21 protein-coding genes and 1 pseudogene are annotated in these 25,962 nt (G+C 43.7%); 16 read left to right on the top strand and 6 right to left on the bottom strand.

Translation table 11 applies throughout. From position 1 onward, the window contains the following. Positions 1 to 57 precede the first annotated feature (57 nt). Positions 58 to 948, top strand: coding sequence for a CNNM family magnesium/cobalt transport protein CorC (gene corC, locus OCU90_RS03805; RefSeq protein WP_004735253.1), 891 nt, complete (start codon positions 58 to 60; stop codon positions 946 to 948). A gap of 32 nt (positions 949 to 980) precedes the next feature. Next, positions 981 to 2,498, top strand: coding sequence for an apolipoprotein N-acyltransferase (gene lnt, locus OCU90_RS03800; RefSeq protein ID WP_004735252.1), 1,518 nt, complete (start codon positions 981 to 983; stop codon positions 2,496 to 2,498). Between the two features lie 97 nt (positions 2,499 to 2,595). Here lnt and OCU90_RS03795 read toward each other — a convergent pair whose 3' ends face one another. Next, entirely contained in the window at positions 2,596 to 3,066 is a 471-nt protein-coding gene (locus tag OCU90_RS03795; protein WP_004735251.1) for a zinc ribbon-containing protein, read from the bottom strand. Between the two features lie 265 nt (positions 3,067 to 3,331). On the opposite strand from OCU90_RS03795, the gene leuS reads away from it, so the two are divergent. The 12 genes from leuS to lipA all read left to right on the top strand — a co-directional run bounded on the left by leuS (position 3,332) and on the right by lipA (position 16,095). Next, entirely contained in the window at positions 3,332 to 5,908 is a 2,577-nt protein-coding gene (gene leuS / locus OCU90_RS03790) for a leucine--tRNA ligase (RefSeq protein WP_061024087.1), read from the top strand. Between the two features lie 180 nt (positions 5,909 to 6,088). Then, the gene (locus OCU90_RS03785; protein WP_061024084.1) at positions 6,089 to 6,730 is read left to right on the top strand and encodes an LPS-assembly lipoprotein LptE; all 642 of its coding nucleotides are present in this window, start codon (positions 6,089 to 6,091) and stop codon (positions 6,728 to 6,730) included. Between the two features lie 9 nt (positions 6,731 to 6,739). Continuing rightward, complete coding sequence (holA, locus tag OCU90_RS03780) at positions 6,740 to 7,765, top strand: DNA polymerase III subunit delta (protein ID WP_061024082.1); 1,026 nt, start codon at positions 6,740 to 6,742, stop codon at positions 7,763 to 7,765. 64 nt (positions 7,766 to 7,829) lie between these two features. After that, positions 7,830 to 8,147: a ribosome silencing factor gene (gene rsfS, locus OCU90_RS03775; RefSeq protein WP_017080327.1), complete on the top strand. Its 318-nt coding sequence runs from the start codon at positions 7,830 to 7,832 to the stop codon at positions 8,145 to 8,147. A 3-nt stretch (positions 8,148 to 8,150) separates the two neighbouring features. Beyond that, a complete protein-coding gene (gene rlmH / locus OCU90_RS03770; RefSeq protein WP_004735246.1) occupies positions 8,151 to 8,621 on the top strand; it encodes a 23S rRNA (pseudouridine(1915)-N(3))-methyltransferase RlmH in 471 nt (156 codons plus the stop codon). A gap of 6 nt (positions 8,622 to 8,627) precedes the next feature. Continuing rightward, the gene (gene mrdA, locus OCU90_RS03765; protein WP_061024080.1) at positions 8,628 to 10,520 is read left to right on the top strand and encodes a penicillin-binding protein 2; all 1,893 of its coding nucleotides are present in this window, start codon (positions 8,628 to 8,630) and stop codon (positions 10,518 to 10,520) included. After that, positions 10,520 to 11,641: a rod shape-determining protein RodA gene (rodA, locus tag OCU90_RS03760; protein ID WP_004735244.1), complete on the top strand. Its 1,122-nt coding sequence runs from the start codon at positions 10,520 to 10,522 to the stop codon at positions 11,639 to 11,641. Before mrdA ends, rodA begins: the two co-directional genes overlap by 1 nt. Before the next feature lie 3 nt (positions 11,642 to 11,644). After that, a complete protein-coding gene (locus OCU90_RS03755) occupies positions 11,645 to 12,484 on the top strand; it encodes a septal ring lytic transglycosylase RlpA family protein (protein ID WP_061024078.1) in 840 nt (279 codons plus the stop codon). A gap of 93 nt (positions 12,485 to 12,577) precedes the next feature. Beyond that, entirely contained in the window at positions 12,578 to 13,759 is a 1,182-nt protein-coding gene (locus OCU90_RS03750) for a serine hydrolase (RefSeq protein WP_017079939.1), read from the top strand. 235 nt (positions 13,760 to 13,994) lie between these two features. After that, entirely contained in the window at positions 13,995 to 14,270 is a 276-nt protein-coding gene (gene ybeD, locus OCU90_RS03745; protein WP_017079938.1) for a DUF493 family protein YbeD, read from the top strand. 195 nt (positions 14,271 to 14,465) lie between these two features. After that, entirely contained in the window at positions 14,466 to 15,125 is a 660-nt protein-coding gene (gene lipB / locus OCU90_RS03740; RefSeq protein ID WP_017079937.1) for a lipoyl(octanoyl) transferase LipB, read from the top strand. Between the two features lie 4 nt (positions 15,126 to 15,129). Then, the gene (lipA, locus tag OCU90_RS03735; protein WP_004735240.1) at positions 15,130 to 16,095 is read left to right on the top strand and encodes a lipoyl synthase; all 966 of its coding nucleotides are present in this window, start codon (positions 15,130 to 15,132) and stop codon (positions 16,093 to 16,095) included. A 207-nt stretch (positions 16,096 to 16,302) separates the two neighbouring features. On the opposite strand, the gene OCU90_RS03730 is transcribed toward lipA, so the two are convergent. From OCU90_RS03730 to OCU90_RS03720, 3 genes are all read right to left on the bottom strand, one after another. Further along, complete coding sequence (locus OCU90_RS03730; RefSeq protein ID WP_061024076.1) at positions 16,303 to 17,664, bottom strand: sodium-dependent transporter; 1,362 nt, start codon at positions 17,662 to 17,664, stop codon at positions 16,303 to 16,305. A 342-nt stretch (positions 17,665 to 18,006) separates the two neighbouring features. Continuing rightward, positions 18,007 to 18,801 carry a YggN family protein gene (locus OCU90_RS03725; RefSeq protein WP_081089995.1) on the bottom strand — a complete coding sequence of 265 codons (795 nt, stop codon included), beginning with the start codon at positions 18,799 to 18,801 and terminating at the stop codon, positions 18,007 to 18,009. A gap of 88 nt (positions 18,802 to 18,889) precedes the next feature. Further along, the gene (locus tag OCU90_RS03720; RefSeq protein ID WP_017080322.1) at positions 18,890 to 19,363 is read right to left on the bottom strand and encodes a GreA/GreB family elongation factor; all 474 of its coding nucleotides are present in this window, start codon (positions 19,361 to 19,363) and stop codon (positions 18,890 to 18,892) included. Positions 19,364 to 19,508: 145 nt separating this feature from the next. Between OCU90_RS03720 and OCU90_RS03715 the strand changes: the two genes are divergently transcribed. Both OCU90_RS03715 and OCU90_RS03710 read left to right on the top strand, forming a co-directional pair. Continuing rightward, positions 19,509 to 21,443 carry a RecQ family ATP-dependent DNA helicase gene (locus OCU90_RS03715; RefSeq protein WP_061024074.1) on the top strand — a complete coding sequence of 645 codons (1,935 nt, stop codon included), beginning with the start codon at positions 19,509 to 19,511 and terminating at the stop codon, positions 21,441 to 21,443. 257 nt (positions 21,444 to 21,700) lie between these two features. Continuing rightward, complete coding sequence (locus OCU90_RS03710) at positions 21,701 to 23,599, top strand: methyl-accepting chemotaxis protein (protein ID WP_061024072.1); 1,899 nt, start codon at positions 21,701 to 21,703, stop codon at positions 23,597 to 23,599. A gap of 126 nt (positions 23,600 to 23,725) precedes the next feature. Here the strand turns inward: OCU90_RS03710 and dinB (OCU90_RS03705) are convergent. Both dinB (OCU90_RS03705) and dinB (OCU90_RS03700) read right to left on the bottom strand, forming a co-directional pair. Further along, positions 23,726 to 24,739: pseudogene (gene dinB / locus OCU90_RS03705) on the bottom strand (DNA polymerase IV); the annotation flags it as partial. A gap of 168 nt (positions 24,740 to 24,907) precedes the next feature. After that, positions 24,908 to 25,957: a DNA polymerase IV gene (gene dinB / locus OCU90_RS03700; protein ID WP_061024069.1), complete on the bottom strand. Its 1,050-nt coding sequence runs from the start codon at positions 25,955 to 25,957 to the stop codon at positions 24,908 to 24,910. Positions 25,958 to 25,962 lie beyond the last annotated feature (5 nt).

The raw sequence follows: 25,962 nt of genomic DNA, 5'->3' as shown, positions 1-25,962 counted from the left end.
AATCTGAGTTGTAACGTGTGCTATCACACTTCTGATAGCGTTATTTTTTGAGAAATCATGAACGAAGGTAACCCCCCCACTTCTGAGGGAAGTAAAAAATCTGAAGGTCCGAGTAGAAAGTCCTTCTTTGAACGCCTAGGCCAACTATTTCAAGGTGAAGTAAAAGATCGCCAAGAGCTCGTAGATGTAATCCGCGACTCAGAAATTAATGACCTAATTGACCACGACACGCGCGACATGCTCGAGGGTGTTATGGAAATTTCAGAGATGCGAGTACGCGATATCATGCTGCCTCGCTCTCAAATGGTTACAGTTGAACGCACCGATGATTTAGATACATTGATTGCGCTTATTACTGATGCTCAACACTCTCGCTACCCAGTGATCAGTGAAGATAAAGACCATGTTGAAGGCATTCTATTAGCGAAGGACCTACTTAAGTATTTGGGTTCAGAAAGTGCCCCATTTGATATCGAACAAGTGATTCGCCCTGTCGTGGTTGTTCCTGAAAGTAAGCGAGTTGATCGCCTGCTCAAGGAGTTCCAAGAAGAGCGTTACCACATGTCTATCGTTGTCGATGAGTTTGGCGGTGTTTCTGGCCTGGTAACCATTGAAGATATCCTCGAAGAAATCGTTGGTGAAATTGAAGACGAGTTCGACGATGAAGAAGAGCTAGATATTCGTAAGCTGAGTAAGCATACCTATTCGGTTAAAGCTTTAACCACCATTGAAGAGTTCAACGATACGTTTAACACTTCCTTTAGTGATGATGAAGTTGATACTGTGGGTGGTATGGTAATGACAGCACTCGGTCATCTGCCTGTTCGTGGCGAAATTGTAGAAATCGGAAACTACCATTTCAAAATAACATCCGCAGATAACCGTCGTGTGATTCAGCTACAGGTAACCATCCCTGACGAGCAGCCTCTTCCGACTATCGAAGAATAACAACTTCTCTCTAAAGAGATGACAGAAATTAGATGACTAAGACCTTTATTCATCGCCTATTACGGCCGCTTGCGGCCGTTTTTGTTGGCGCTATAACAACCCTTTCATTCGCTCCATATTCAATATGGCCTCTTGCTATTATCAGCCCAGCTTTGTTGCTGTTACTGATCCACAACCGTTCTCCTAAAAGTGCGCTTTGGATTGGCTACGGATGGGGTTTAGGCCAATTCGCAACAGGTATCAGCTGGGTATACGTCAGCATCGATCATTTTGGCGGCATGCCACTGGCAGCCAACCTGTTTTTGATGGCATTGCTCATTGGCTACCTAGCGGTTTATTCAGGCCTATTTACCTGGAGCTTAAACAAGTACTTCCCTGCTAATAACCTAAGTCGCTTTTTCCTCGCAGCTCCTGCATTGTGGTTAATCAGTGATTGGCTGCGTGGTTGGGTAATGACGGGCTTTCCTTGGCTTTGGCTTGGCTACAGCCAAATCGATTCTCCACTAGGCTCGTTTGCACCGATTGGCGGTGTCGAGTTAATTACTCTGGCAGTCATTGTCTCTGCATCTGCACTCGCTTATATGGTTATCAACAAAGCATGGAGTGTTGGCATCATCCCTGCGATCGTATTCAGTGCAGGTTTTGGCATTCGAAATATCGATTGGGTGACACCGAACCCTGAAAAAACAACCTCAGTGGTATTGATTCAAGGCAATGTAGATCAAGACAGTAAATGGCTACCAAGCCACCGCTGGCCTACGATGATGAAGTACACAGATCTAAGTAGAGAAAACTGGGATGCCGATATCATCATTTGGCCTGAAGCCGCTATTCCAGCATTCGAAGTTGAGATTCCATCTTTCTTACGTAACTTAGATAGCGCAGCGAAGATGAACAACAGCTCAATCATCACTGGCATACTCAATCAGTCTGAAGATAAGAAGTACTATAACAGCGTTCTTTCTCTAGGTGTCAATCCATACGGTGAATACAGCTACGATCCAAACGAACGCTACCATAAACATCACCTATTGCCATTTGGTGAGTTTGTGCCGTTTGAAGATATCTTGCGCCCATTGGCACCGTTCTTCAACTTGCCGATGTCATCATTTAGCCGTGGCGATTTTGTTCAACCAAACATCGTGGCAAATGGCCGTCACTTAGCGCCTGCGTTGTGTTATGAGATCGTCTTTAATGATCAAGTTAGACAAAGCGTGACTGATGAGACGGACTTTATTTTAACCCTCTCTAACGATGCGTGGTTTGGTCGTTCGATTGGCCCACTGCAACATATGGAAATCGCACAGATGCGTGCTCTAGAGCTTGGTAAGCCCGTTATTCGCTCGACCAACAATGGTGTGACGGCAGTAACCGATTACAAAGGCAACATCATCAAGCAAATACCTCAGTTTGAAACGGCCGTATTAAAAGCCGAGCTCATTTCAACTGATGGGCAAACGCCTTTTCACGCAGTTGGTACTTGGCCACTGTATATCTGGGCGATGCTCAGCTTAGTGATTGGCTGGGTAATTAGAAAGCCAAAGAGCTAGATTCGAGATTCGAAGAAAGTGATTTGAGGGTTGGCTGATTGGGTCAACCCTTTTTTATTACTGCGGTGGAAAGTTGATGGTGCTATGGCTATAGTGTTTACGGCTTAAGTGCTTTACGGCTAAACCCTGTCGCCCCACACTTGATACATGGAATGATATTGGTCGGGTGGTTGTATTCGGTTTGATGTCCACACTCATCACAGACAAGCGTCCCGAGCCCGATAACCTCATCCGCTTGATACAACCCTTGATGTTCTAAGTCTTGGAACAATTCAACCCATTCCACCTTAGTGCGATCAGTGATATCTAGCAATCCTTGCCAAATAGAGTCTGTGATCATCAAATAAAATGGACCACCTTTACTCTCTTCATAACTTTCGGAAAACTCTTTTAAGTCCGACTTCACATAGGCCGAGATCAATGAGAGCTCATCTTTGGTCATGTCATTGGCTGCTTTCGCATACTTACCTGACGTTTCGATTTTGTTGTTAAGCTCTTCAGGACTATGCTTCAGCGTTTCTATCACCTCTTCGACGACTTCTTCATAGAGTGCTTTTTTCTTCGGCATAACGACCTCCTTAAGATGACCAAGCTTTATCTTAGTGAACGGGGCCGTAGTTAAGCGACCCGTTCCTAACAAACAAATGCAATTCATACCCTTAAGTATAGCTGTCCTAAGTAATTTGGTTGAATTTACGCAATCAACCATGCTGCAACTGCAAGTATGAAGGGTATAACTATTGTTGTACTAAGCTCCTTTAGGTATTCTATGACGATCTGTAAGATTCTGTTCTAACCGAACTCACAAATTCCAAGATAACCGGATACCATCGATGCAAGAACAATATAACCCGCAAGAGATTGAACAAAAGGTTCAACAACACTGGGATGACAGCGAGACTTTCGTTGTAAGTGAAGACCCAAATAAAGAAAAATTCTACTGTCTTTCTATGTTCCCGTACCCAAGTGGCCGACTGCATATGGGTCACGTGCGTAACTACACCATCGGTGATGTGGTATCTCGTTTCCAACGTCTACAAGGCAAAAACGTAATGCAGCCAATCGGTTGGGATGCATTCGGCCTACCTGCAGAAAATGCAGCTGTAAAAAACAACACAGCGCCTGCTCCGTGGACTTACGAAAACATCGAATACATGAAAAACCAGCTTAAACTTTTGGGCTTTGGTTACGACTGGAAACGTGAATTCGCAACATGTACACCTGAGTACTACCGTTGGGAACAAGAGTTCTTCACAAAACTCTACGAACAAGGCCTAGTTTACAAGAAGACTTCTTCTGTTAACTGGTGTCCAAACGACCAAACTGTACTAGCGAACGAGCAAGTAGAAGACGGTTGCTGCTGGCGTTGTGATACTCCAGTAGAACAAAAGAAGATCCCACAGTGGTTCATTAAGATCACTGAGTACGCTCAAGAGCTGCTAGATGATCTAGACAACCTTGAAGGTTGGCCTGAAATGGTTAAGACCATGCAGCGCAACTGGATCGGTCGCTCTGAAGGTGTTGAGCTATCTTTCGCTGTTAACGGTGAAGAAGCGCCACTAGAAGTTTATACAACTCGTCCAGACACGCTAATGGGTGTTTCTTATGTCGGTATCGCTGCGGGTCACCCTCTTGCAGAGAAAGCATCACAGAACAACCCTGAGCTTGCAGCATTCGTTGAAGAATGTCGTAACACCAAAGTGGCTGAAGCTGAACTAGCAACGATGGAAAAGAAAGGTATGGATACTGGCCTAACGGCTATCCACCCTCTTAACGGTCGTGTTGTTCCTGTTTACGTAGCTAACTTCGTTCTTATGGATTACGGCACAGGTGCTGTAATGGCGGTTCCTGCTCACGATCAACGTGACTACGAATTCGCAACTAAGTACGGCATCGATATCATCCCAGTAATCAAACCTGAAGACGATTCTGAGCTAGATGTGTCTGAAGCGGCTTACACTGAGAAAGGTGTACTGTTCGATTCTGGCGAATTCGATGGTCTTGCGTTCCAAGAAGCATTCGATGCAATCGCGGCAAAACTGGAAGCAGAAGGCAAAGGTAAGAAAACAGTAAACTTCCGTCTACGTGACTGGGGCGTTTCTCGTCAACGTTACTGGGGTACTCCAATCCCAATGGTAACCACTGAAGACGGTGAAGTTCACCCAGTACCAGCAGACCAACTGCCAGTTATTCTTCCAGAAGACGTGGTAATGGATGGCGTAACTAGCCCAATCAAGGCAGATAAGTCTTGGGCTGAAACAACATTCAACGGCGAACCAGCTCTACGTGAGACTGACACGTTCGATACGTTCATGGAGTCTTCATGGTATTACGCACGTTACTGTTCACCACAAGCTGATGACATTCTAGATCCAGAGAAAGCAAACTACTGGTTGCCTGTTGACCAATACGTTGGTGGTATCGAGCACGCTTGTATGCACCTGCTTTACTCTCGTTTCTTCCACAAGCTTCTTCGCGATGCGGGTTACGTGACATCTGACGAACCGTTCAAGCAGCTACTATGTCAAGGCATGGTTCTGGCTGACGCGTTCTATCACACGAACGAGAAAGGCACGAAAGAGTGGATTGCTCCAACTGACGTGACTATCGACCGTGACGCAAAAGGTCGCATTGAAAAAGCTGTCGACAACCAAGGCCGCGACGTTGAACACTCAGGCATGATCAAAATGTCTAAGTCGAAGAACAACGGTATCGACCCACAAGAGATGGTAGACAAGTACGGCGCTGATACAGTACGTCTATTCATGATGTTTGCATCGCCTGCAGACATGACGCTTGAGTGGCAAGAGTCTGGCGTTGAAGGCGCAAATCGCTTCCTTAAGCGTGTTTGGAAACTGGTTCACGCTCACTCTGCTAAGGGTGCGGCTGAAGCTGTTGACGCTTCTGCTCTATCTGGTGACCAGAAAGCACTTCGTCGTGATATCCACAAGACTATCGCGAAAGTAACGGACGATATCGGCCGTCGCCAAACGTTCAACACAGCCATCGCTGCAATCATGGAACTGATGAACAAGCTAGCGAAAGCACCTCAAGAATCTGTACAAGATCGTGCAATCCTTGATGAAGCGCTAAAAGCCGTGGTTCGCATGCTTTACCCAATGACTCCACACATCTCTTACGAAATGTGGATTGCTCTTGGTGAATCAAACGTAGACTCAGCAACATGGCCAACGTTTGACGAGAAAGCGCTAGTTGAAGACGAGAAAACTATCGTTGTCATGATCAACGGTAAGCTACGTGCGAAACTAACCGTTGCTGCTGATGCAACAGAAGAGCAAGTTCGTGAGCTTGGTCTAAACGATGAGAACGCTAAGAAATTCCTAGATGGCTTAACTATCCGTAAAGTTATCTTCGTACCAGGCAAGCTTCTAAACATCGTTGCTAACTAATTTCGTTAGCACAGTACAATTGCTAAAGAATTAACGAACTTAATTCATCAAAAGCAGTCTTTAGACAGGGTGCAACATTGCCCTGTCTACTTATTTAAGTGCTTTAGACCGAGAGCCCTACGATTCGAAAGCTCTAAAGCCTTTAAATAAGTATTCTACCTTCATGAGAGCCATCAAATAATGCGCCTGATTTCACTATCTTCATTGAAAGTTACTGTTGTTGTTTTAACCGTTAGCCTACTGAGCGCCTGTGGTTTCCACCTGCGTGGTGACTATTCTGTACCAGAAGAACTCAACAAGATCTCTGTGACCAGTTACGACCAATACAGTACGTTTACACGTATGATGAAAGGTCAGCTACGTATGAATGATGTAGAAATTGTGCCACCCGCTGAGAACACACCTAACCTGCACATAATTAGTGAGGGCGTAGGTGAACGTACCCTGTCTCTTTACCAGAATACTCGCGCTGCTGAAATTGAGCTTACATTCTATGCTTCATACCGCGTAACGATACCAGACCTCGGCTCAAAAACATTCTCGACTAGCGTAACTCGTAGTTACCTAGACAACCCGTTAACTGCATTAGCAAAATCGGTTGAGCGCGACATGATCGAAGATGAAATGCGTAAGCTTGCAACAAGTCAAATCCTTCGTCAGATGGCTCGACTAAAAGCGAACATCGCAGCTGATAGCATGGATCTGGATGCGCTTGAACATGTTCAAGTGAAAGAGCTTGAGAAACAATACAACATCAAGAACGTCGAAATAGATCCAAGCTCTACGGAAACGGCAGAGCCCGTCGAATCGGCTGAACAATAGGTTTATTTGATGCGCATTTTTGCTGACCGCTTAACAGAGCAACTTGCTAAACAGCTAAGTAATGTTTACCTCATTTTCGGTAACGAGCCTCTGCTGTTACAAGAGAGTCGAGAAGCGATTCAAAAGGTTGCAAAACAGCAAGGCTTTGATGAACGTCACCGCTTTGCTATTGATAACAGTCTCGACTGGAATCAAGTCTATGACTGTACTCAAGCATTAAGCCTGTTCTCTAGCCGTCAAATCATCGAACTTGAACTGCCAGAGTCCGGAGTTAATGCTGCGATAGCCAAAGAGTTACTGGCAATCTCAGAGCATATCCACAGCGATATTCTGTTGGTCTTGATTGGCACGAAGCTAACCAAGGCTCAAGAAAGTGCTAAATGGTTTAAAGCACTGTCTAATCAGGGTCACTGGGTCAGTTGCCTAACGCCAGATGTCAGTCGCTTACCTCAGTTTGTCCAAGCGCGCTGCCGTCAAATAGGCTTATCTCCAGACCCTGAAGCGATTCAAATGCTGGCACAGTGGCACGAGGGTAACCTATTTGCTCTCACTCAAAGCCTAGAAAAGCTTGCGCTCCAATACCCTGACGGAAAACTTACCCTAGTACGCTTAGAAGAATCACTAAGCCGCCACAACCACTTTACTCCCTTCCATTGGAGTGACGCGTTACTGGCTGGAAAAGGTAATCGTGCACAACGAATTCTAAGACAACTGGAAGCTGAAGGTGTAGAGCCAGTCATTTTACTGCGTAGCATACAACGTGAACTTGCCTTGCTATTACAAATGCAGCAACAAATGAAACAGATGCCGATCGGCCAAGTATTCGAAAAACACCGTATCTGGCAATCTAAAAAGCCTCTTTATAACGCTGCGCTAACAAGAGTTTCGATTTCTCAATTACATTCGTTGTTTGCGTTGCTGACTCAAGCTGAGTTGATGACAAAAACTCAATATGAACAGTCGCCTTGGCCACTAATTCATCAGTTAAGCGTAGAGTTTTGTATCCCTTCAGCTTCAATCCCATTTCACGCATAAAAGCGTGGTATATTCTAGGGTCAACAGATCCTAAAAAGCTAAATTCAGATTAAAGGAACACCCCGTGTTACGTGAAGAACTAAAAGATTTTCTTGCAGACAAAGCTGACGACATGAAAGCAGAATCGATTGTTACTATCGATGTAGAAGGCAAATCAAGTGTTACTGATTACATGATTGTTTGTACTGGCACCTCTAAGCGCCATGTTGCTTCTATCGCACAACACGTTGCCGATGAAGTGCGTAAAGTTGGTATGCAACCACTAGGCATGGACGGACAGCAAGAAGGTGAGTGGGTTGTTCTAGATATGGGAACAAGTATGCTTCATGTTATGCAAGAAGAACATCGTGAGCTGTACCAACTAGAAAAACTTTGGGGCTAAGCGTTGAAGATCCAGTTAATCGCAGTTGGTACAAAAATGCCAAAGTGGGTTGAAGAAGGCTTTAAAGAATATAAACGCCGCTTCCCTCATGATATGCCATTAGAACTCATTGAGATCACTGCGGGAAAACGTGGTAAAAATGCTGATATTGCACGTATTCTTCAAAAAGAAGGCGAAGCAATGTTGGCAGCAGTGCCAAAAGGCAACCGCATTGTCACGCTTGATATCCCAGGTAAAAAGTGGGATACCCCACAACTGGCAGAACAATTGGAAAGTTGGAAGTTGGATGGACGCGACGTTTCTATCCTTATTGGCGGGCCTGAAGGATTAGCACCTGCGTGTAAAGCGGCTGCAGACCAAAGCTGGTCTCTATCGGCGCTTACTCTCCCTCACCCATTAGTACGCGTTATCATGGCTGAAAGCTTGTATAGAGCTTGGAGCATCACTGCTAACCACCCTTATCATCGAGAATAAGCGTTAATGTTACGTAAACGTAGCCAAATCCGTGATTACAAAGCAGAAGCACGACTATTTACTAGTCGTGCTTTTGTTGCGTTTGCGGGGATCATAGTCATGATGTCGATGTTGGTTGTTAACCTGTACAACATTCAGGTCAACCAATATCAGGACTATAAAACCCGCTCTAACGACAACCGTATCAAGGTCGTTCCCATCGCGCCTAACCGTGGTTTAATTTACGATCGCAACGGTGTACTTCTTGCCGAAAACCGCCCCGTTTTCAACTTAGAAATTACACCCGAAAAAATCAAAGATATGGATGACACGCTCGTCCGTCTACAAACGTTAATCGAGATTCCACCTGAACGTATCGAGCGTTTTAATCGTGATCGACGCAATTCACGACGCTTCAAGTCAGTGCCTATTCTGAATCAGCTCACCGAAGAGCAAGTTGCAGTATTCTCTGTAAACCAGCATAAATTTCAGGGTGTTGAGGTAACAGGCACATTAAAACGTTTTTATCCGTATGGTGATGTACTGACTCACGTTATTGGCTATGTATCGCGCATCAACGATCGCGATATACAACGCTTAGTACGAGAAGAAAAAGACGCCAATTATCAAGCCACTCGCGACATCGGTAAACTTGGTATTGAGCGCTACTACGAAGACATGCTTCACGGTACCGCTGGCTATCAAGAAGTCGAAGTGAACAGCCGTGGACGAGTGATTCGCACACTAAAATTTGTCCCTTCGGTTCCAGGGAAAGATATTGTACTTAACTTAGACATCAATCTTCAGTTATACGTGCACAAACTGCTCGATAGACGCCGTGGCTCTGCCATCGTTCTCGACCCGAAAGACAATGGCGTGTTAGCAATGGTGTCCAGCCCAAGCTACGACCCGAATGCGTTTGTACATGGTATCTCCTCTAAAGGTTATAACGCCCTACTACAAAATAAAGATCGACCTTTGGTTAACCGTGCCACATTAGGTATATACCCACCCGCTTCGACCATCAAACCTTTCATTGCTGTTGCAGCATTGCAAGAAGGTGTGATTACACCGAATACAACGCGTAATGATCCAGGCTATTGGAAAATACCTAACTCTAAAACCAAGCCGTTTCGCGACTGGTTACGTTGGGGACACGGTGTTGTTGATATAGAGAAAGCGATTGAAGAATCAGTTGATACCTTCTTCTACCAAATCTCCTTTGATCTAGGTATCGACCGTTTATCTCAATGGATGATGCTATTCGGCTTTGGTGACTATACAGGCATTGATCTTTACGAAGAAAGTAAAGCCAACATGCCAACTCGCGAATGGAAAATGGCAAGACACCGTGTGCCTTGGTATCAAGGTGACACCATCCCTGTTGGTATCGGACAAGGCTATTGGACGGCAACACCGATGCAAATCGCAAAAGCCACGTCTGTATTGGTCAACGAAGGTGAAGTAACAGCGCCTCACCTATTACGTGCGACGATCGATAATGGTCAGCCATTCGATGACCAAACGGTATCAGAGATCGAAACTTATCCTCCAATCACTGGTGTTAAGCAGAAATACTGGGATATCGCGCAAGAAGGCATGAGACTGGTAAATCACGGTAAGAAAGGTACTGCAAGACGTTCATTCCAAAAGATGTCTTACCAAACCGCTGGTAAATCAGGAACTGCGCAAGTATTCGGTCTCAAAGAAGACGAAGAATACAACGCGGACGAAATCGCAGAGCATTTACGCGATCACGCACTCTTTACTGGTTATGCTCCTTTTGAAGATCCAGAAGCGGTTGTGACTATCGTATTAGAAAACGCAGGTGGTGGCTCATCAAATGGCGGCCCTGTCGTTAGAAAAATATTAGACCATATTATTCTCGCTGAAGAAGATGAAAGTAAGGCAACAAAATAATGAAACTTGATCCTTCTACTGGACGAAATAGAGCCTTGTTTGAAAGGCTCCATATCGATCTCCCATTACTGCTCGGTATTCTGGTGTTGATGGGCTTTGCCTTATTGATCATGTACAGCGCCAGCGGACAAAGCCTTGCGATGATGGATCGCCAAGCAATGCGTATGGTGCTGTCTTTAGGTGTCATGATCTTCTTAGCGCAACTTTCGCCTCGTACCTATGAAACCTTGGCTCCGCTGTTATTTGCAGGCGGTGTCATCTTACTCTTGGGCGTGTTGTTCTTTGGTGAAGCCTCAAAAGGTGCCCAACGTTGGTTAAATTTCGGTTTTGTTCGATTCCAACCCTCTGAACTATTAAAGCTTGCGGTACCTTTGATGCTGGCTCGATTTATCGGTAAGCGATCACTGCCACCAACCTTTCAAACATTAGCGATCTCGCTAGTGATGGTGTTTGTACCTACCATTTTAATCGCTAAGCAACCCGACTTGGGTACATCCATCCTTATCGCCGCATCCGGTATCTTCGTAATATTCTTGGCTGGTATAAGTTGGAAAATCATTGCCAGTGCCGCCATAGCGTTAGGGGCATTTATCCCAATATTATGGTTCTTCTTGATGCGTGAATATCAAAAAGTACGAGTAAGAACCCTTTTTGATCCTGAATCAGATCCATTAGGTGCGGGCTACCACATCATTCAAAGTAAGATTGCGATAGGTTCTGGTGGTGTATCAGGAAAAGGTTGGCTACAAGGTACTCAATCTCAATTAGAATTCATTCCAGAGCGCCACACTGACTTCATTTTTGCGGTAATTGCCGAAGAATGGGGCATGATTGGTATTTTGTTCTTGCTTGCTATCTACCTATTCATTATTGGACGGGGTTTAGTGCTCGCGAGCCAAGCTCAAACGGCATTTGGTCGAATGATGGGCGGCAGTATTGTACTGAGCTTCTTCGTTTATATCTTTGTAAACATTGGCATGGTAAGCGGTATTCTACCCGTGGTTGGTGTTCCTCTACCTCTCGTCAGCTATGGCGGTACTTCGATGGTTACCCTTATGGCTGGTTTTGGTATTTTAATGTCGATCCATACACACAGAAAAGCATTCTCAAAGGCGACCTAATCGATGTCTATTACAATATTTCAAAGAAAAGCATCTTTGGTTGATGAGCTGCCAATCAAAAAAATAGCCTCTATCCTAGGCTTAGCGATTTTAATCAACGGCTGTTCTTCACAAAAGCCAACCGGTCGCTACGATATTGATTCGGATATTGCACCGGATGCACCTATCTCGGTGGAGCATCTAGAAGATGCTCACCCTCAATATGAACCTTATAGTTTGGGCGGAAACACTAACTACACACTGCGTGGTGAAGACTACAAGATCGAAAAAAAAACCGAAGGGTTTACCGAGAAAGGAAAAGCATCTTGGTACGGTAAGAAATTTCATGGCCATTTAACCTCAAATGGCGAGATCTACGACATGTATTCCATGTCTGCAGCACACAAAACATTGCCCATTCCGAGCTATGTAAAAGTGACGAATACCGATAACAATAAAGCGACGATTGTTCGTATCAATGACCGAGGCCCATTCCACGAAGGCCGAATCATTGACCTTAGTTATGCGGCAGCTTACAAGCTCGATGTCTTGAGAACCGGCACCGCAAATGTTGAGATAGAAGTCATCACCGTAGCGATGCCAACCGACGTGAATAAAAAGGCCGCTTTGCCGCAATTTATTATTCAGGTCGCCACCTCTCCACATGAAGATAGGACCGAGAAGTTAGCCAAAGATCTAGGCGAAAAGCTAGCTGTAGCAACGTTCTTGCAGCCAAATGACGATAACTACCGTCTGATGCTTGGGCCATTTCATGACTATGCTCTGACTCAAGAGAAATTAGAACAAGTTAAGCTAATGGGTTACCCGTCAGCTTATATAAAAAAACACACACTAACCCGCTAATTAATCTAACAGTTACTTCTGGTAATCAGCGCTCTGGTGTGACAGAGTGATTCTGTTAATATATGAATAGTTCACCAAATAATTGCATTCAAAATGATTAAATCTAATAAACTTGTTAAATCGATTTTTGCTACTTCTGTTGCTCTTTCTGCAACGATAGCTACATCGTCATTCGCCGCTCCAATTGTAGTCCCTGATGCACCGCAAATCGCCGCTAAAGGTTTTGTTCTGATGGATTACCATTCAGGCAAAGTACTAGCAGAGAAAGAGATGAACACTCAACTTTCTCCAGCAAGTTTAACCAAGATGATGACGAGCTACGTGATCGGCCAAGAGCTAGAACGCGGCAACATCAATCTAAACGACGATGTTGTAATCAGTGAAAATGCTTGGGCTAAAAACTTCCCAGATTCATCGAAAATGTTCATTGAAGTGGGCACAACGGTTAAAGTGGAAGAACTGAACCGTGGCATCATCATTCAATCAGGCAACGATGCGACTGTTGCAATGGCCGAGCATATTGCTGGTTCTGAAGATGCATTCGTTGACCTAATGAACGCATGGGCAAGCTCTATCGGCATGAAAGACACGCACTTTGCTAACGTGCACGGTCTAGACAACCCGAATCTATACTCAACACCTTATGATATGGCGCTACTTGGTCAGGCGCTGATTCGCGATGTTCCTGATGAGTACCGTATCTACTCAGAGAAAAAATTCACTTACAACGGCATCACCCAGTACAACCGTAACGGTCTGTTATGGGATAAGAGCATGAACGTTGATGGCATCAAAACGGGCCATACAAGCAAGGCAGGTTATAGCCTAGTAAGCTCAGCAACCGAAGGCAAAATGCGCCTAGTTGCTGTTGTGATGGGCACCAAGAATGCTAACGCTCGTAAAACAGAAAGCAAAAAGCTGCTTAGCTACGGCTTCCGTTTTTTCGAAACAGTGGCACCACATACTGCTGGTGAGACATTCGTTGAAGAAAAAATCTGGATGGGTAGCAAGGACACGGTTGCTCTAGGTGTCGACGAAGATACTTTCGTTACTTTACCTCGTGGCCAAGCGAAGAACCTTAAGGCTAGCTTCGTTCTTGAAAAGGAACTAGAAGCACCAATTAGCAAAGGCGATGTTGTCGGTAAACTATTCTACCAAGTTGATGGTGAAGACGTTGCTGAATATCCACTACTTGCACTAGAAGATGTAGACCAAGGCAGCTTATTTAGTCGTCTATGGGATTACCTAGTATTGCTGTTTAAGGGTTTATTCTAAACCAGTCATAGGTTTGCACTGAGCAATACAAAAGCTCAGTACAAAGCTAACTCAATGAGTAAGTTCATTATTTACTCATTGACGAACTAAAAGCCGCCATGTGCGGCTTTTGTTGATCTTGAGTTCAGCGATATTTACACGTAATATTCCGCCCTATTACTCGAGTCTGTTGACCGAACACGCTTTTTATCGACATTTCGCCAATTTGCGAGAGTCTAGCCTTTTGGAGCTATTCATGAACATCAATTCTGATGCAAAACTAAAAGATCTCTTAGAGTTCCCTTGTTCATTCACTTACAAAGTAATGGGCTATGCTAAGCCAGAACTTACTGAGCTAGTGCTAGAAGTGATCCAGCGTCATGCTCCTGGTGACTACAGCCCAACGCTAAAACCGAGTGCGAAAGGTAACTACCACTCTGTTTCTATAAATATTACGGCGACTTCAATTGAGCAAGTAGAAACGCTATATAAAGAACTGGGCGAGATCGAAATCGTTCGTATGGTTCTGTAATCTCCGATTACACATGAAAAACAGCGGCTTATTGCCGCTGTTTTTGTTTGAAGCACCCTATCTAGGTCAAATTCATTCAACTTAATTTTCAATAAATACAAAGAAAGTTGAAAAACCTTGCAGTCCGTCTGTAGTTAGAAACCTGTTTCGCGTTTATAATGCGTTCACTTTATTAATCCTTGAGGGAGTGCAGCTTTGCAAAATAAGCTAATCGTAAAAAAATTAGGCCGTCAGGATTACGAACCTGTATGGAAAGCCATGCATAAGTTCACAGACGAACGCACAGAAGAAGACGTAGACCAAGTTTGGTTGGTTGAACACAACCCTGTCTTCACTCAAGGACAAGCAGGCAAAGCCGAGCATGTATTAAATGCTGGGGACATCCCTGTAATTCAAAGCGATCGCGGTGGCCAAGTGACTTACCATGGCCCAGGTCAGTTAGTCGCTTACTTTTTGATTAACATCCGCCGCAAAAAATTCGGAGTACGTGATTTGGTGACTCATATCGAGAACCTCGTAATCAACACTCTGAAAGCTTACAATATAAATTCAACTGCCCGACCTGACGCTCCTGGTGTTTATGTCGATGGCAAGAAAATCTGTTCACTCGGATTACGTATTCGACGTGGCTGCTCGTTCCACGGGTTAGCACTCAACGTCGATATGGACCTGTCTCCATTCCTACGTATTAACCCATGTGGTTATCAAGGTATGGAAATGGCACAAGTAAGCCAGCTAGGCGGGCCAAGTGAACTAGAAAACGTTGAGCAACAGTTAATACAAGAGCTCGTAGAGCTACTCGGCTATGACCAAGTAGACATTCAAGCCACCAGTAACATTACAGCAGAAGCATAAAATCATGAGCAAACCAATCCAAATGGAAAAAGGCGTTAAATATCGTGACGCTGACAAAATGGCATTAATTCCCGTAAAGAATATGCCTGCTGAACAGAAAGAAGTTCTACGTAAGCCTGCATGGATGAAGATTAAACTTCCTTCAGACAGCCATCGTATTCAAGAAATCAAATCAGCAATGCGCAAGAACAACCTGCACTCAGTTTGTGAAGAAGCGTCTTGCCCTAACCTAGCCGAGTGTTTTAACCACGGCACGGCAACGTTTATGATTCTTGGCGCTATCTGTACTCGTCGCTGCCCGTTCTGTGATGTTGCCCATGGTCGCCCTGTTGCTCCTGAAGCAGAAGAGCCGAAGAAACTGGCTAAGACGATTAAAGACATGAAACTGAAGTACGTAGTAATCACTTCAGTTGACCGTGATGACTTGCGTGACGGCGGTGCCCAACACTTTGCTGACTGTAACCGTGAAATTCGCGAGCAAAACCCAAATATTCGTATCGAAACGCTGGTACCAGACTTCCGTGGTCGTATGGACGTTGCGCTTGATCTAATGAAAGACAACCCGCCAGATGTTTTCAACCACAACCTAGAGACAGCGCCGCGTCTATACCGTAAAGCGCGTCCGGGTGCGAACTACAAATGGTCTCTTGATCTATTGAAGAAATTCAAAGAACAGCACCCAACTATCCCAACAAAATCAGGGGTGATGATGGGCCTTGGTGAGACGAAAGAAGAGATCGTTCAAGTACTGAAAGACCTTCGTGAACATGGTGTAACGATGCTGACACTAGGCCAATACCTAGCGCCAAGCCGTCACCATTTACCAGTAGAACGCTACGTGCCGCCTTCTGAGTTCGATGAGCTGAAAGAGATTGCTCTAGAGCTAGGCTTCACTCACGCCGCTTGTGGTCCGTTTGTACGTTCTTCTTACCATGCAGACTTGCAAGCTCAAGGTATGGAAATTAAGTAATCACGATTGCTTAACTAGAAATACGAAGGCGCTGACTATTATGTTCGGCGCCTTTTTTCTATCTTGTTAGTGGTACTAAGTTTTATATTTCATGCCACTATAGCTTTATATAAAAACAACAAAGCCACTCTTTATGAGTGGCTCTGTGCTTAACGTTTCAAGTTCTTCTGAGGGTTTCGGTTCAGAGAGTCCAGATAGGATTCAACGTTAGCCGAAAGATGCCCAGATAACCGTTGCGACTAGGATTGGGCACACAAACTTCACATACATTGGCCAAACCTTACCAAACCAACCCAATTGGAAATCAGGGCAACCTTGCTCAAGCTCTTTCACCTTAGAAGCTCGACTCCATACCCAACCACCAAACACACAGAACATCAGTGCTGCGACCGGTTGAAGGTACTGAGTCGCTATCATCGCAACCATGCCAAACATCGCGGCAAAGTTGTAAACAATCACCACACTAAACAACGCGATAACACCACCAATTACCCAGCTCGTAGGCGTTCGTCTGGTATTGAAACGCTCGCTCACTAGTGCTACAGGGCCTTCAAGCATCGAAATCGATGAAGTCAGTGCGGCAATCGTTAGCAATAAGAAGAAAACAATCGCGAAGATCTGACCAAGCACGCCTAAGCTATCAAACATCAACGGCAGAACCGTAAATACAAGCGTATCAGAACTTAATAGTGAGCCATCTTCCGCATAGATTTGTACCCCTTTCTGCATCGCAACAAACATTGCAGGCATCACGACTAAACCCGCAATAAAAGCGACAGCGGTATCAACTAAGGTAACGTTCATTGCCATTTTGGGCAGGTTCTCTTTCTTACTCAAGTAAGAGCCATAAACCAACATCGAGCAACCACCAATGGTTAGCGAGAAAAAGCCTTGCCCCATTGCTGCCAAAATCAATTTTCTATCCCAAACTTTTTCAAAATCCGGAACCAAGTAGTGTTTCAGGCCTTCCATCGCACCAGATTGCGTCATGATGTAAACAAACAATAAGCCAAATAAAACAAATAGCGCAGGCATCAAACGAGTCGACCATTTTTCGATACCTTGCTTAACACCGCCCTGAACAATCAAGATAGTCAGCACATAGAATGCGACAGTGCCAAATACATTTCGCTCAACACTAAAGCCTTTAAACCAATCAGCAGCAGCCTCTAAACCCATCAGATCAGCAACAGCGCCGATTAGGAAGCAGATCAACCAACCACCAACAATACTGTAAAACGCTAATACAGCGCTTGGCACACTCAGTCCAATCCAACCGACAAACTCACCGACTTTCTTACCCAAAGGGTTTGTCGTCAATGAACGCATGCTATCGACAGGGTTTGCTTGGCCGTGACGGCCGATAGCCATCTCTACCACCAGCATAGGGAAAGCAACCACGAAGATCATGATCAAATAGACTAAGAGAAAAGCGCCACCACCGTTACTGGCAACTTGAGTTGGGAAACCCCAAATATTACCCAAGCCAACCGCTGCACCAGCCGCTGCTAAAATAAAGCCTAAACGAGAGCTAAAGTGCTCTCTTGAAGAGGAAGATTGTTGGTTCATATTGCCCGCATCAAAAATCAGTGAACTAGTTGATAAGTACAGTAATGAAAAGCAATGATAGGCACAACCAATAAATGAACAATTCTCTAATTTTTACAATCAATGCGCTATTTATAACCACAAAGTTAACAACCTACTGGTGTTATCGTTTACCAAATGACAACCAGTCAAGATGTAGACCTAGGAAAGCGAAGAAACGAAGAAACGAAGAAACGAAGAAAGTATATCGGGTTAAATGCTCGTGCAGCTGAATCCATGGATCCATAAACACCTACATCCATAAGCACATACATACAAAAAGAGCACCAAACGGTGCTCTTGTGATTCATCAGTCAATTCAGATTAGATCGTGAATACTTGATAGTCTTTTAGATTCGGAATGATTTCATGCAGCTCTTGCTCTTGTTCTGCCATGTCATCAAGTGAGTCACAGAACTCATTCGCTTCCTCTTGCACTTGTTGAGAGTGTTCTTTCATTCGCTCTTCAACTTTAAGCTTTAATTCAGCCATGCTATCAGCCAATTCGGTAAGGTTTAAACCACCATCTTGTTTCATTTTTTCTGACATCGCATTAAAAGCGCTGGAGATAAATTCTTGATTAAAGATTTCTTTCGCCTTCTCGAAATCTTCAGACCAACCATTGGCCATCGAATCAAAGCTTTCAGCTGGTAACACTAACTCGCCATCTTTGTAGTAACGCGCTTCCAGTTCAGCAAAGTAGGTTTTCATTGATTCTTTTACATTATCAAATGATTCCGGTGAATCTAGGCTAGCCGCAATATCATCAATCACGTCATTCGCTAACGCTAGGCTATCGTTAGCCATTTGTTTCGCTCGTGGTAAGTACTCACTCATGCTTTCGCGGTATTTTTCAATCGCCGCTTGTTGGTCGGCATCAAGCTCAACCTTCTCACCATGGATATATAAGTCGTTGTTGCCATCGAAAACGGCAGTATCACCATTCACTTGATGGATTTCGACTTTTTGGTCATCGATTCGCAATTCATTTTTCAAATCAACTCGACACTGAGCAGCAAAAGTTGGCAGGCTCACAAAAGAGATTACCGCTGTTAACGATGCGATTAATACATTGTTTTTAATAAATATTTTGTTTTTCATAAATACATTGTTTTTCATAACATCCTCTCATCAATCTGACCGATTACTATACCCTTGGTATATGCTTCTTTGTCAGAGAAACGTTTTATATATATCCGTTACTCAGTTAGTCGATAGATATTACTTCATAGCAAAACTGTTTATCTGCGACCTTAAACTCAATTTCATCACCGACTTCTTTACCCATTAGAGCCTGGCCAAAAGGTGCATTTGCCGTCACGATGGCAATCTCATTCTCATTCCACGTGACAGAAAGTCCGCCGACTCTCGGCCCCATAAAAAAGTGTTTATATTGATCATGCTCGTCAATGACCACAACGTAGCTGCTCACCGTAATTCGCTCACTGTCGCGCAATACTAAGTTACGATAACACTGAATGTCGTCTTCACACTCTTGCACTCTTACGGCTTGGCCATGAGCAAGATATGAAGCTTCTAATGCCAATGTATCGTACTTATGTTCAGGCACAGTCTCTTCATCGGTCGCAGCATCAATCGCACGCTGAGTCGCAGATTGGGCGATACGTAGTCGGGATTCGAGTTGCTCTAAGATTATTTGGCGAAGCTCTGACTTATTCATACTATTGGGGTGCTTTTCTATAGGAGCTACAGAATAGAATTAGGTACAATCAGGTGCAAGACATTTGATTCATCAAGCGACGCGATCATGAATGGACGCTCGCTTTATCATCAATACGACACTTAATAATTCAGGTAGAACATAAATGATTGAGCAGAAGTTAAAACAAGTATTCGGATTCGACTCACTGCGTAATGGGCAAAAGCAAGTCATTGATAATGTTCTATCTGGTCATTCGACGGCTGCCATATTCCCAACAGGCTCAGGTAAGTCGCTTTGCTATCAATTGCCAGCGCTAGCATTGCCACATTTAACCTTAGTAATATCGCCACTGTTAGCTTTAATGAAAGACCAGCTCAGCTTCTTGCACAGCAAAGGCATTAGCGCAGCTGCAATCGAATCAAGCCAAGACAGACAAACCACCCAACAAGTGATGCAGTCGGTACGTAACGGAGACACCAAGATCCTCATGATCTCCGTTGAACGCTTGAAGAACGAGCGCTTTCGCCAGTTTATCTCCCAAGTGCCGATCTCGTTACTGGTGGTCGATGAAGCGCACTGTATTTCAGAATGGGGACACAACTTTAGACCCGACTACCTAAAGCTTCCCCAATACCAAAAACAGCTCAATATTCCTCAGGTACTGCTACTGACAGCCACCGCGACCACATCAGTTATCCAAGATATGAAGTCTAAGTTTGATATCGATGAGGAACGTGTTGTGGTTACGGGTTTCTATCGTCAAAACCTCGATCTGTCTATTCAACCTTGCGAACAAACCAGCAAACTAGAAACCTTGTGCAACGTCGTTAATCAAGCTTCTCTTGCTCCGACTATTGTTTATGTCACCCTTCAACAAACAGCAGAGATGGTGGCTCAGCAACTTCGTAACGCTGGCGTTAATGCTGTGGCTTATCATGCAGGTCTTAAGCCAGAAAACAGAGATGTAATTCAACATCAATTCATGAATGATGACGTGAACTGTATCGTTGCCACCATTGCGTTTGGTATGGGCGTCGATAAATCCAACATTCGCCGAGTCATTCACTTTGATTTACCAAAATCGATAGAGAACTACTCGCAAGAGATCGGTCGAGCAGGCCGAGATGGCCAGCCTTCAGTATGTATTCTTCTCGCCAACAAGTACGGCCTCAGTACACTAGAGAACTTCGTATTTGGCGATACGCCAGACAACATATCGATCCAAGCAGTATTGAAAGAGATCTACGAAAACCAGAACATTGTCGCTGCTGGCTCAAACCAATGGGAGATTATGCTTAACCAGCTATCACGTGAATCCAACATTCGTCAGTTGCCGCTAAAAACGCTACTGGTGTATCTCGAAATTGAAGGCGTGATTGAGCCGAAGTACAGCTACTTCGCTGACTACAAATTTAAGTTCGTTCGCCCGAAACAGCAGATCACCGAACAGTTCCAAGGCGAACGTCGTCATTTTGTCGAAGCGATTTTCCAGTGCTCGCCTCAAGCCAGGGTTTGGTGCCAAGTCGACTTCGATGCGCTGTGGACACACTTCCAGACAGATCGTCAGCGTGTGATTGCGGCAATCGATTATTTCAATGAACAAGGTTGGATTGAGTTGGAAAGTAAGCAGATCACAGATGTGTATGCTATCCACAACACCTCTGAAAACATGATGCAGTTATCGGAACGTCTAACTGAATTGTTTAAAGAGAAAGAGAACAGTGAAATAAACCGTCTTAACCAAATGCTGAGCTTCTTTGAGGCAGACACTTGTCTAAGCTCACGCCTAGCGAGCTACTTTGCCGATGATAAGGCACCAACAAACTGTGGTCATTGCTCGGTATGCAGTGGTGAGGTAGCAATATTACCAACCGTCGATGTTGAACCCGTTGACGACGAAACCGTAATAACATGGATTCATGAATTTGTATCTAAGAGTCAACAATTGATCACCGACGAAGCCATTACGCGTTTTCTATGCGGAATTGCAACCCCGCTTTCAACCAAGCTTAAAGCCAGCAAAATGGTTGGTTACGGCAAGCTAGAGCAGCAACCATTCAGTGATACCTTAGCACGAGTTAAACAGCTTCCTAGATAAGGTATCTCACGTATCGATATTGAAACTGGCTAGGCTATGAAGTCTAGTCGGTTACATATGGCTTAGGTTCCTTAGCTCCTAGAATCAAGCCTTCTTCTCTTCTATGAGCTGCGACCAATTTAATCATTCCTGCCATTAAAAACCTTAAAAACAATCAATAATCTTCAAAAACTAGACACCCTTTCAGATTGGTTAACAATCGGCCAACTTTCAAATTTTGATTGATAACCCTTATCTTGTATTAAAGGAACCATAGAATGGTCAAGAAGATATCCCTATCTTTTCTTATAGTTATGCTCGTTTTATTTTTGGTCGCATTAACATCTGCAAATCACTATCTCAACAACTGGAAATGGGAAAACATTCAAGTTAATAACGACGAAGTGGTCAGTGTTGTTTCTCAAACGTTTGAGTCGAACCTAGAAGATACAAAGTCTATGATTCAACAATTCGCGTTTCTACTTCCATATTACGGAACCGACGCCCCTTTTAACGAATCTCGAATGCTCCGAGTGTTAGATAGAGTTCATTCCGCAAACCCTGCTTTTATCGATGTTTATTTTGCAGACATTAATGGCACCCCATTTAGTGCACTATCCAAAGGCTGGGTGAAGGATTTTAATGTTATCGAAATGCAGAGAGAGTGGTTTCTCGCCATATCCGCAAAAGGCAATACTAGCTATATATCAGCTCCCTATGTTAGTAACACAGGTGAACGAGTTATTTCAGTATCTGCACCAATTAAGAGAAATGGACAGTTAGTTGGAGTATTTGGTGTTGATATAACACTGTCTGAGTTAATGCCGGAGTTTGGTGTCGAATTTGCTATTACAACAAAAGATGGCGAGATTGTGATGGCAGACGCCTCAACCAGAGAAACAGGCTGGGTGAATAAAAATATCTACGATTTACGCCCAAACTTTACAACACTGACCAACACCCCCGATCTATATAAAGCAGAGGGATCTGACGAACCTTACACAATATCCAAGCAGTCACTGACAGATAGCTATGACTTGTTTGCATGGACTAACCAAAGTCATGAAGACACTATGAATAAAAGCCTAATGACAGGGATCATAGGGTTGTTCGCATGTATTGGTATTTTACTGATGATAACTGTTTATGTCGCTATTCAAAGACAGCTTAGAAACCTACCGATTATGGTATCAACGCTTGAAAAAATGTCCGTCGGTGAGTTCACTCCTATTGAGTCCAACTCAAGTAATAACGAACTCGATCAGGTACAAACCTCATTACAACGGTTACAAAAAAGTATCTCTAATATTGTCGAACAGTCGAATATTAAGATGTCAGATTTAGCCGTACAACAAACGAAAATAGAACAGTTAATAGATGATACAAACACCAATGCAAGCTCTGGGTTTAATAATGTAGAACAGGTAGCAACTGCGGCAACTGAGTTATCGGCAGCTGCGTCTAGCGTATCAGACAACGCTGCGCACGCAGACAGAATGGCAAAAGCGACTATGCAGGTTATTGAAACCAGTGCCAACGTAATCAGCGAAGCCGATAATATAAATCATGATGTGAGTTCAGCGATGGCAGAATCAGCCATTATCGTAAATGAACTAAGGGAGCATTCTGAACACATAAACTCGGTGGTTGAAGTTATCAACTCAATATCAGAGCAAACAAACTTACTTGCTTTAAATGCCGCAATAGAGGCAGCGCGTGCTGGAAAACATGGGCGTGGATTTTCAGTAGTCGCTGATGAAGTAAGATCGCTTGCAAAGAGAACTCAAGTATCTACGGTGGATATCAAAAACATCATCACTCAACTTCAATCTCAGTCCAGAAAAGCTGACGAATACATGTCTTCAAATACGGTATTGGTTCAACGCTCGCAAGAAATGATGCTTGAACTTTCACAAGCCTTCTCCGATATCAGACAACAAGTTATAGAAATATCTGAAATGAACACCATGGTATCTTCTGCCTCAGAAGAGCAAAGTATCGTGACGCAAGATATTACCGAACGTATTGAAGGTATTAACACAACAGTAAAAAACAGTGTAACCAGTGCTCAACATACTCAAGACGCCAATATCGTTATTTCAGAAAAAACGGCAGAACTCAAAGAGGTGTTAGCCTTTTTCAATATTAGTCAGATAGGTAACAGAGGCCGGGGCTAATAATAACTTCGATAATAATCCAAAGAAAATACGCTTAATAAGGCGTTCGAGTAACGAGCGCCGAAACATATTGGGAAATATGTCGCACCACGAAAGTCATATGACGGGTGCCCAATAAACAATGCCCTAAAAGAAACTCAACTGACGCATCTGGTCTTTAGGCTGTAGCATCACGCTCAAACCAAGCAGGCGTATTTCTCGTCCTTGTTGCCTTTTCAGTATTTCGCTTAACAGTTCTTTGAAGTGTTCACGATCAAGAGAGGCGTGTATGTGTTCAATAGTGGTTTGCTGGAAATCGGCGAACTTGAGCTTAATACCCTGCTTGATGATCGCTTTGCTTGGGCTAGCTTTTTCGAGACGAGTTTCAAGCTCAGGAAACAGCTTATCTTCGATCACCTGCCAACATTCAGCGTAGGTTGAAATATTTTGAGTAAAGGTGCGCTCCACACCTACCGATTTTCGTTCACGTTCGATGATAACTTCTCGGTCATCAACTCCATGACTGCGCTTCCATAGTGATGCACCTTGACGGCCAAACCTGAGCAATAGATCGCGATAGTCAGACTCCTTAATATCCTTACAAGTAAAGAAGCCTGCTTGATGCAGTTTTTCGATACTGACCTTGCCAACACCGGGAATCTTTTCGAGTGGGAGCTCATCAATCACAGCTTGTACGTCTTGCGGAGGAATCACAAACTGTCCGTTAGGTTTGTTCATATCCGACGCTACTTTCGCTAGAAACTTTATTGGAGCGATGCCAGCCGAAGCGGTCAAGTTGAGTTCATTCCAGATATCGTGACGAATCGCCTCTGCAATCAGTGTGGCCGAACCATGACATTGCTTGGAATCGGTGACATCAAGGAAAGCTTCATCCAAAGAAAGAGGTTCAATGATGGATGTGTATCGAGAAAAAATTTCGCGGATCTTTTTCGATATTTCGACGTAGACCGACATTCTCCCAGGAACAACCAACAGGTTGGGGCAAAGCTGCAGCGCTTTTCCTGTTGGCATTGCAGAACGAATACCAAACTTGCGAGCTTCATAATTACATGTACTCAAAACCCCGCGCTGTTTTTCATGTCCCCCGACTGCGAGCGGGCGATTTCTATAAGATGGGTTATCTCGCATTTCTACAGCTGCGACTAGAAACCCTTAGGTGAAAAATGTAAGTTTGACTGGCTGAGTAAGTGAATTCGTTTTTATAACATAGGTTTAGATAAAAATTCTTACTAACAAAAAAACCTTACAAAAAAATCCGAGAAATTTATGTAAAAAACTGGCATTTTCTTAAAAATCCACTTACAAAAATCACAAAGGGAGTTGTAATTGATCCGTTGATTTCTTGGGTTCAATACCAACACTTAATCCGACTAAACGTATACTTCGTCCATGACTTCTAGCAACGGCTTCTTCACATAACTTGATAAAAAACTGCATATCCATTTCATCATACTTATGTTCAACCGTTGTTTGTTGAAAATCGTTGAACTTTAACTTTACACCGAGTTTCGTGATCACTTTATCTGCAAGCGCTTTTTCTAACCTTTGCTCTAATTCGACATACAAAGGCTTTATTGCTAGTATGCATTCATCCAAACTATGAATATCATTTAAATATGTCCGTTCAACCCCTACTGACTTTCTAATCCTTTCGACAACAATATCTCTATCATCAATACCATTGCACCTTTGCCAAAGTGTATGTCCGAATTTGCCAAATTTTGAAATCAAAGTGTTTTTATCGAAATTCTTAACATCATCCCCTTTATATAAGCCGAGTTTGTTTAATTTCTCTAACGTCACCTTCCCAACACCATTTATTTTCCCTAATTCTAATTCGTCTATAAAAGTTTGGATCTCAGAAGGTGGGACAATACATATACCATTAGGTTTATTCACATCTGAAGCGACTTTAGAAACAAACTTTAATGGGGAAACTCCTGCCGAAGCCGTTAAATTCAATTCAGTTTGAATAGACTTGCGTATGTCTTCTGCAATTAAAGTTGCTGAACCTTGAAACAGCTTAGAACCTGTGACATCTAAATACGCCTCGTCTAAGGATAGTGGCTCTATTACATCCGTATACCGTCTAAATATTTCATGGATTTGCCTAGATACCGCCTTATACTTTTCCATATTTCCAGACACTACTGTTAAGCTTGGGCAAAGTTGTAACGCTTTTGTTGTAGACATAGCCGAACGCACACCAAAAGCTCTCGCCTCATAACTACAAGTTGCAATAACACCGCGACCATTTTTCCCTCCAACTGCTAGAGGAATTCCACGTAAAGAGGGGTTGTCCCTTGCTTCTACAGAGACATAGTAACTGTCGAGATCAATGTGAATTATTTTTCGCATACTTT

The organism is Vibrio splendidus, assembly GCF_024347615.1.
Lineage (GTDB): Bacteria > Pseudomonadota > Gammaproteobacteria > Enterobacterales > Vibrionaceae > Vibrio > Vibrio splendidus.
Note: the sequence above shows the minus strand (reverse complement) of the source record. Positions and strands in the feature narration are given on the sequence as shown.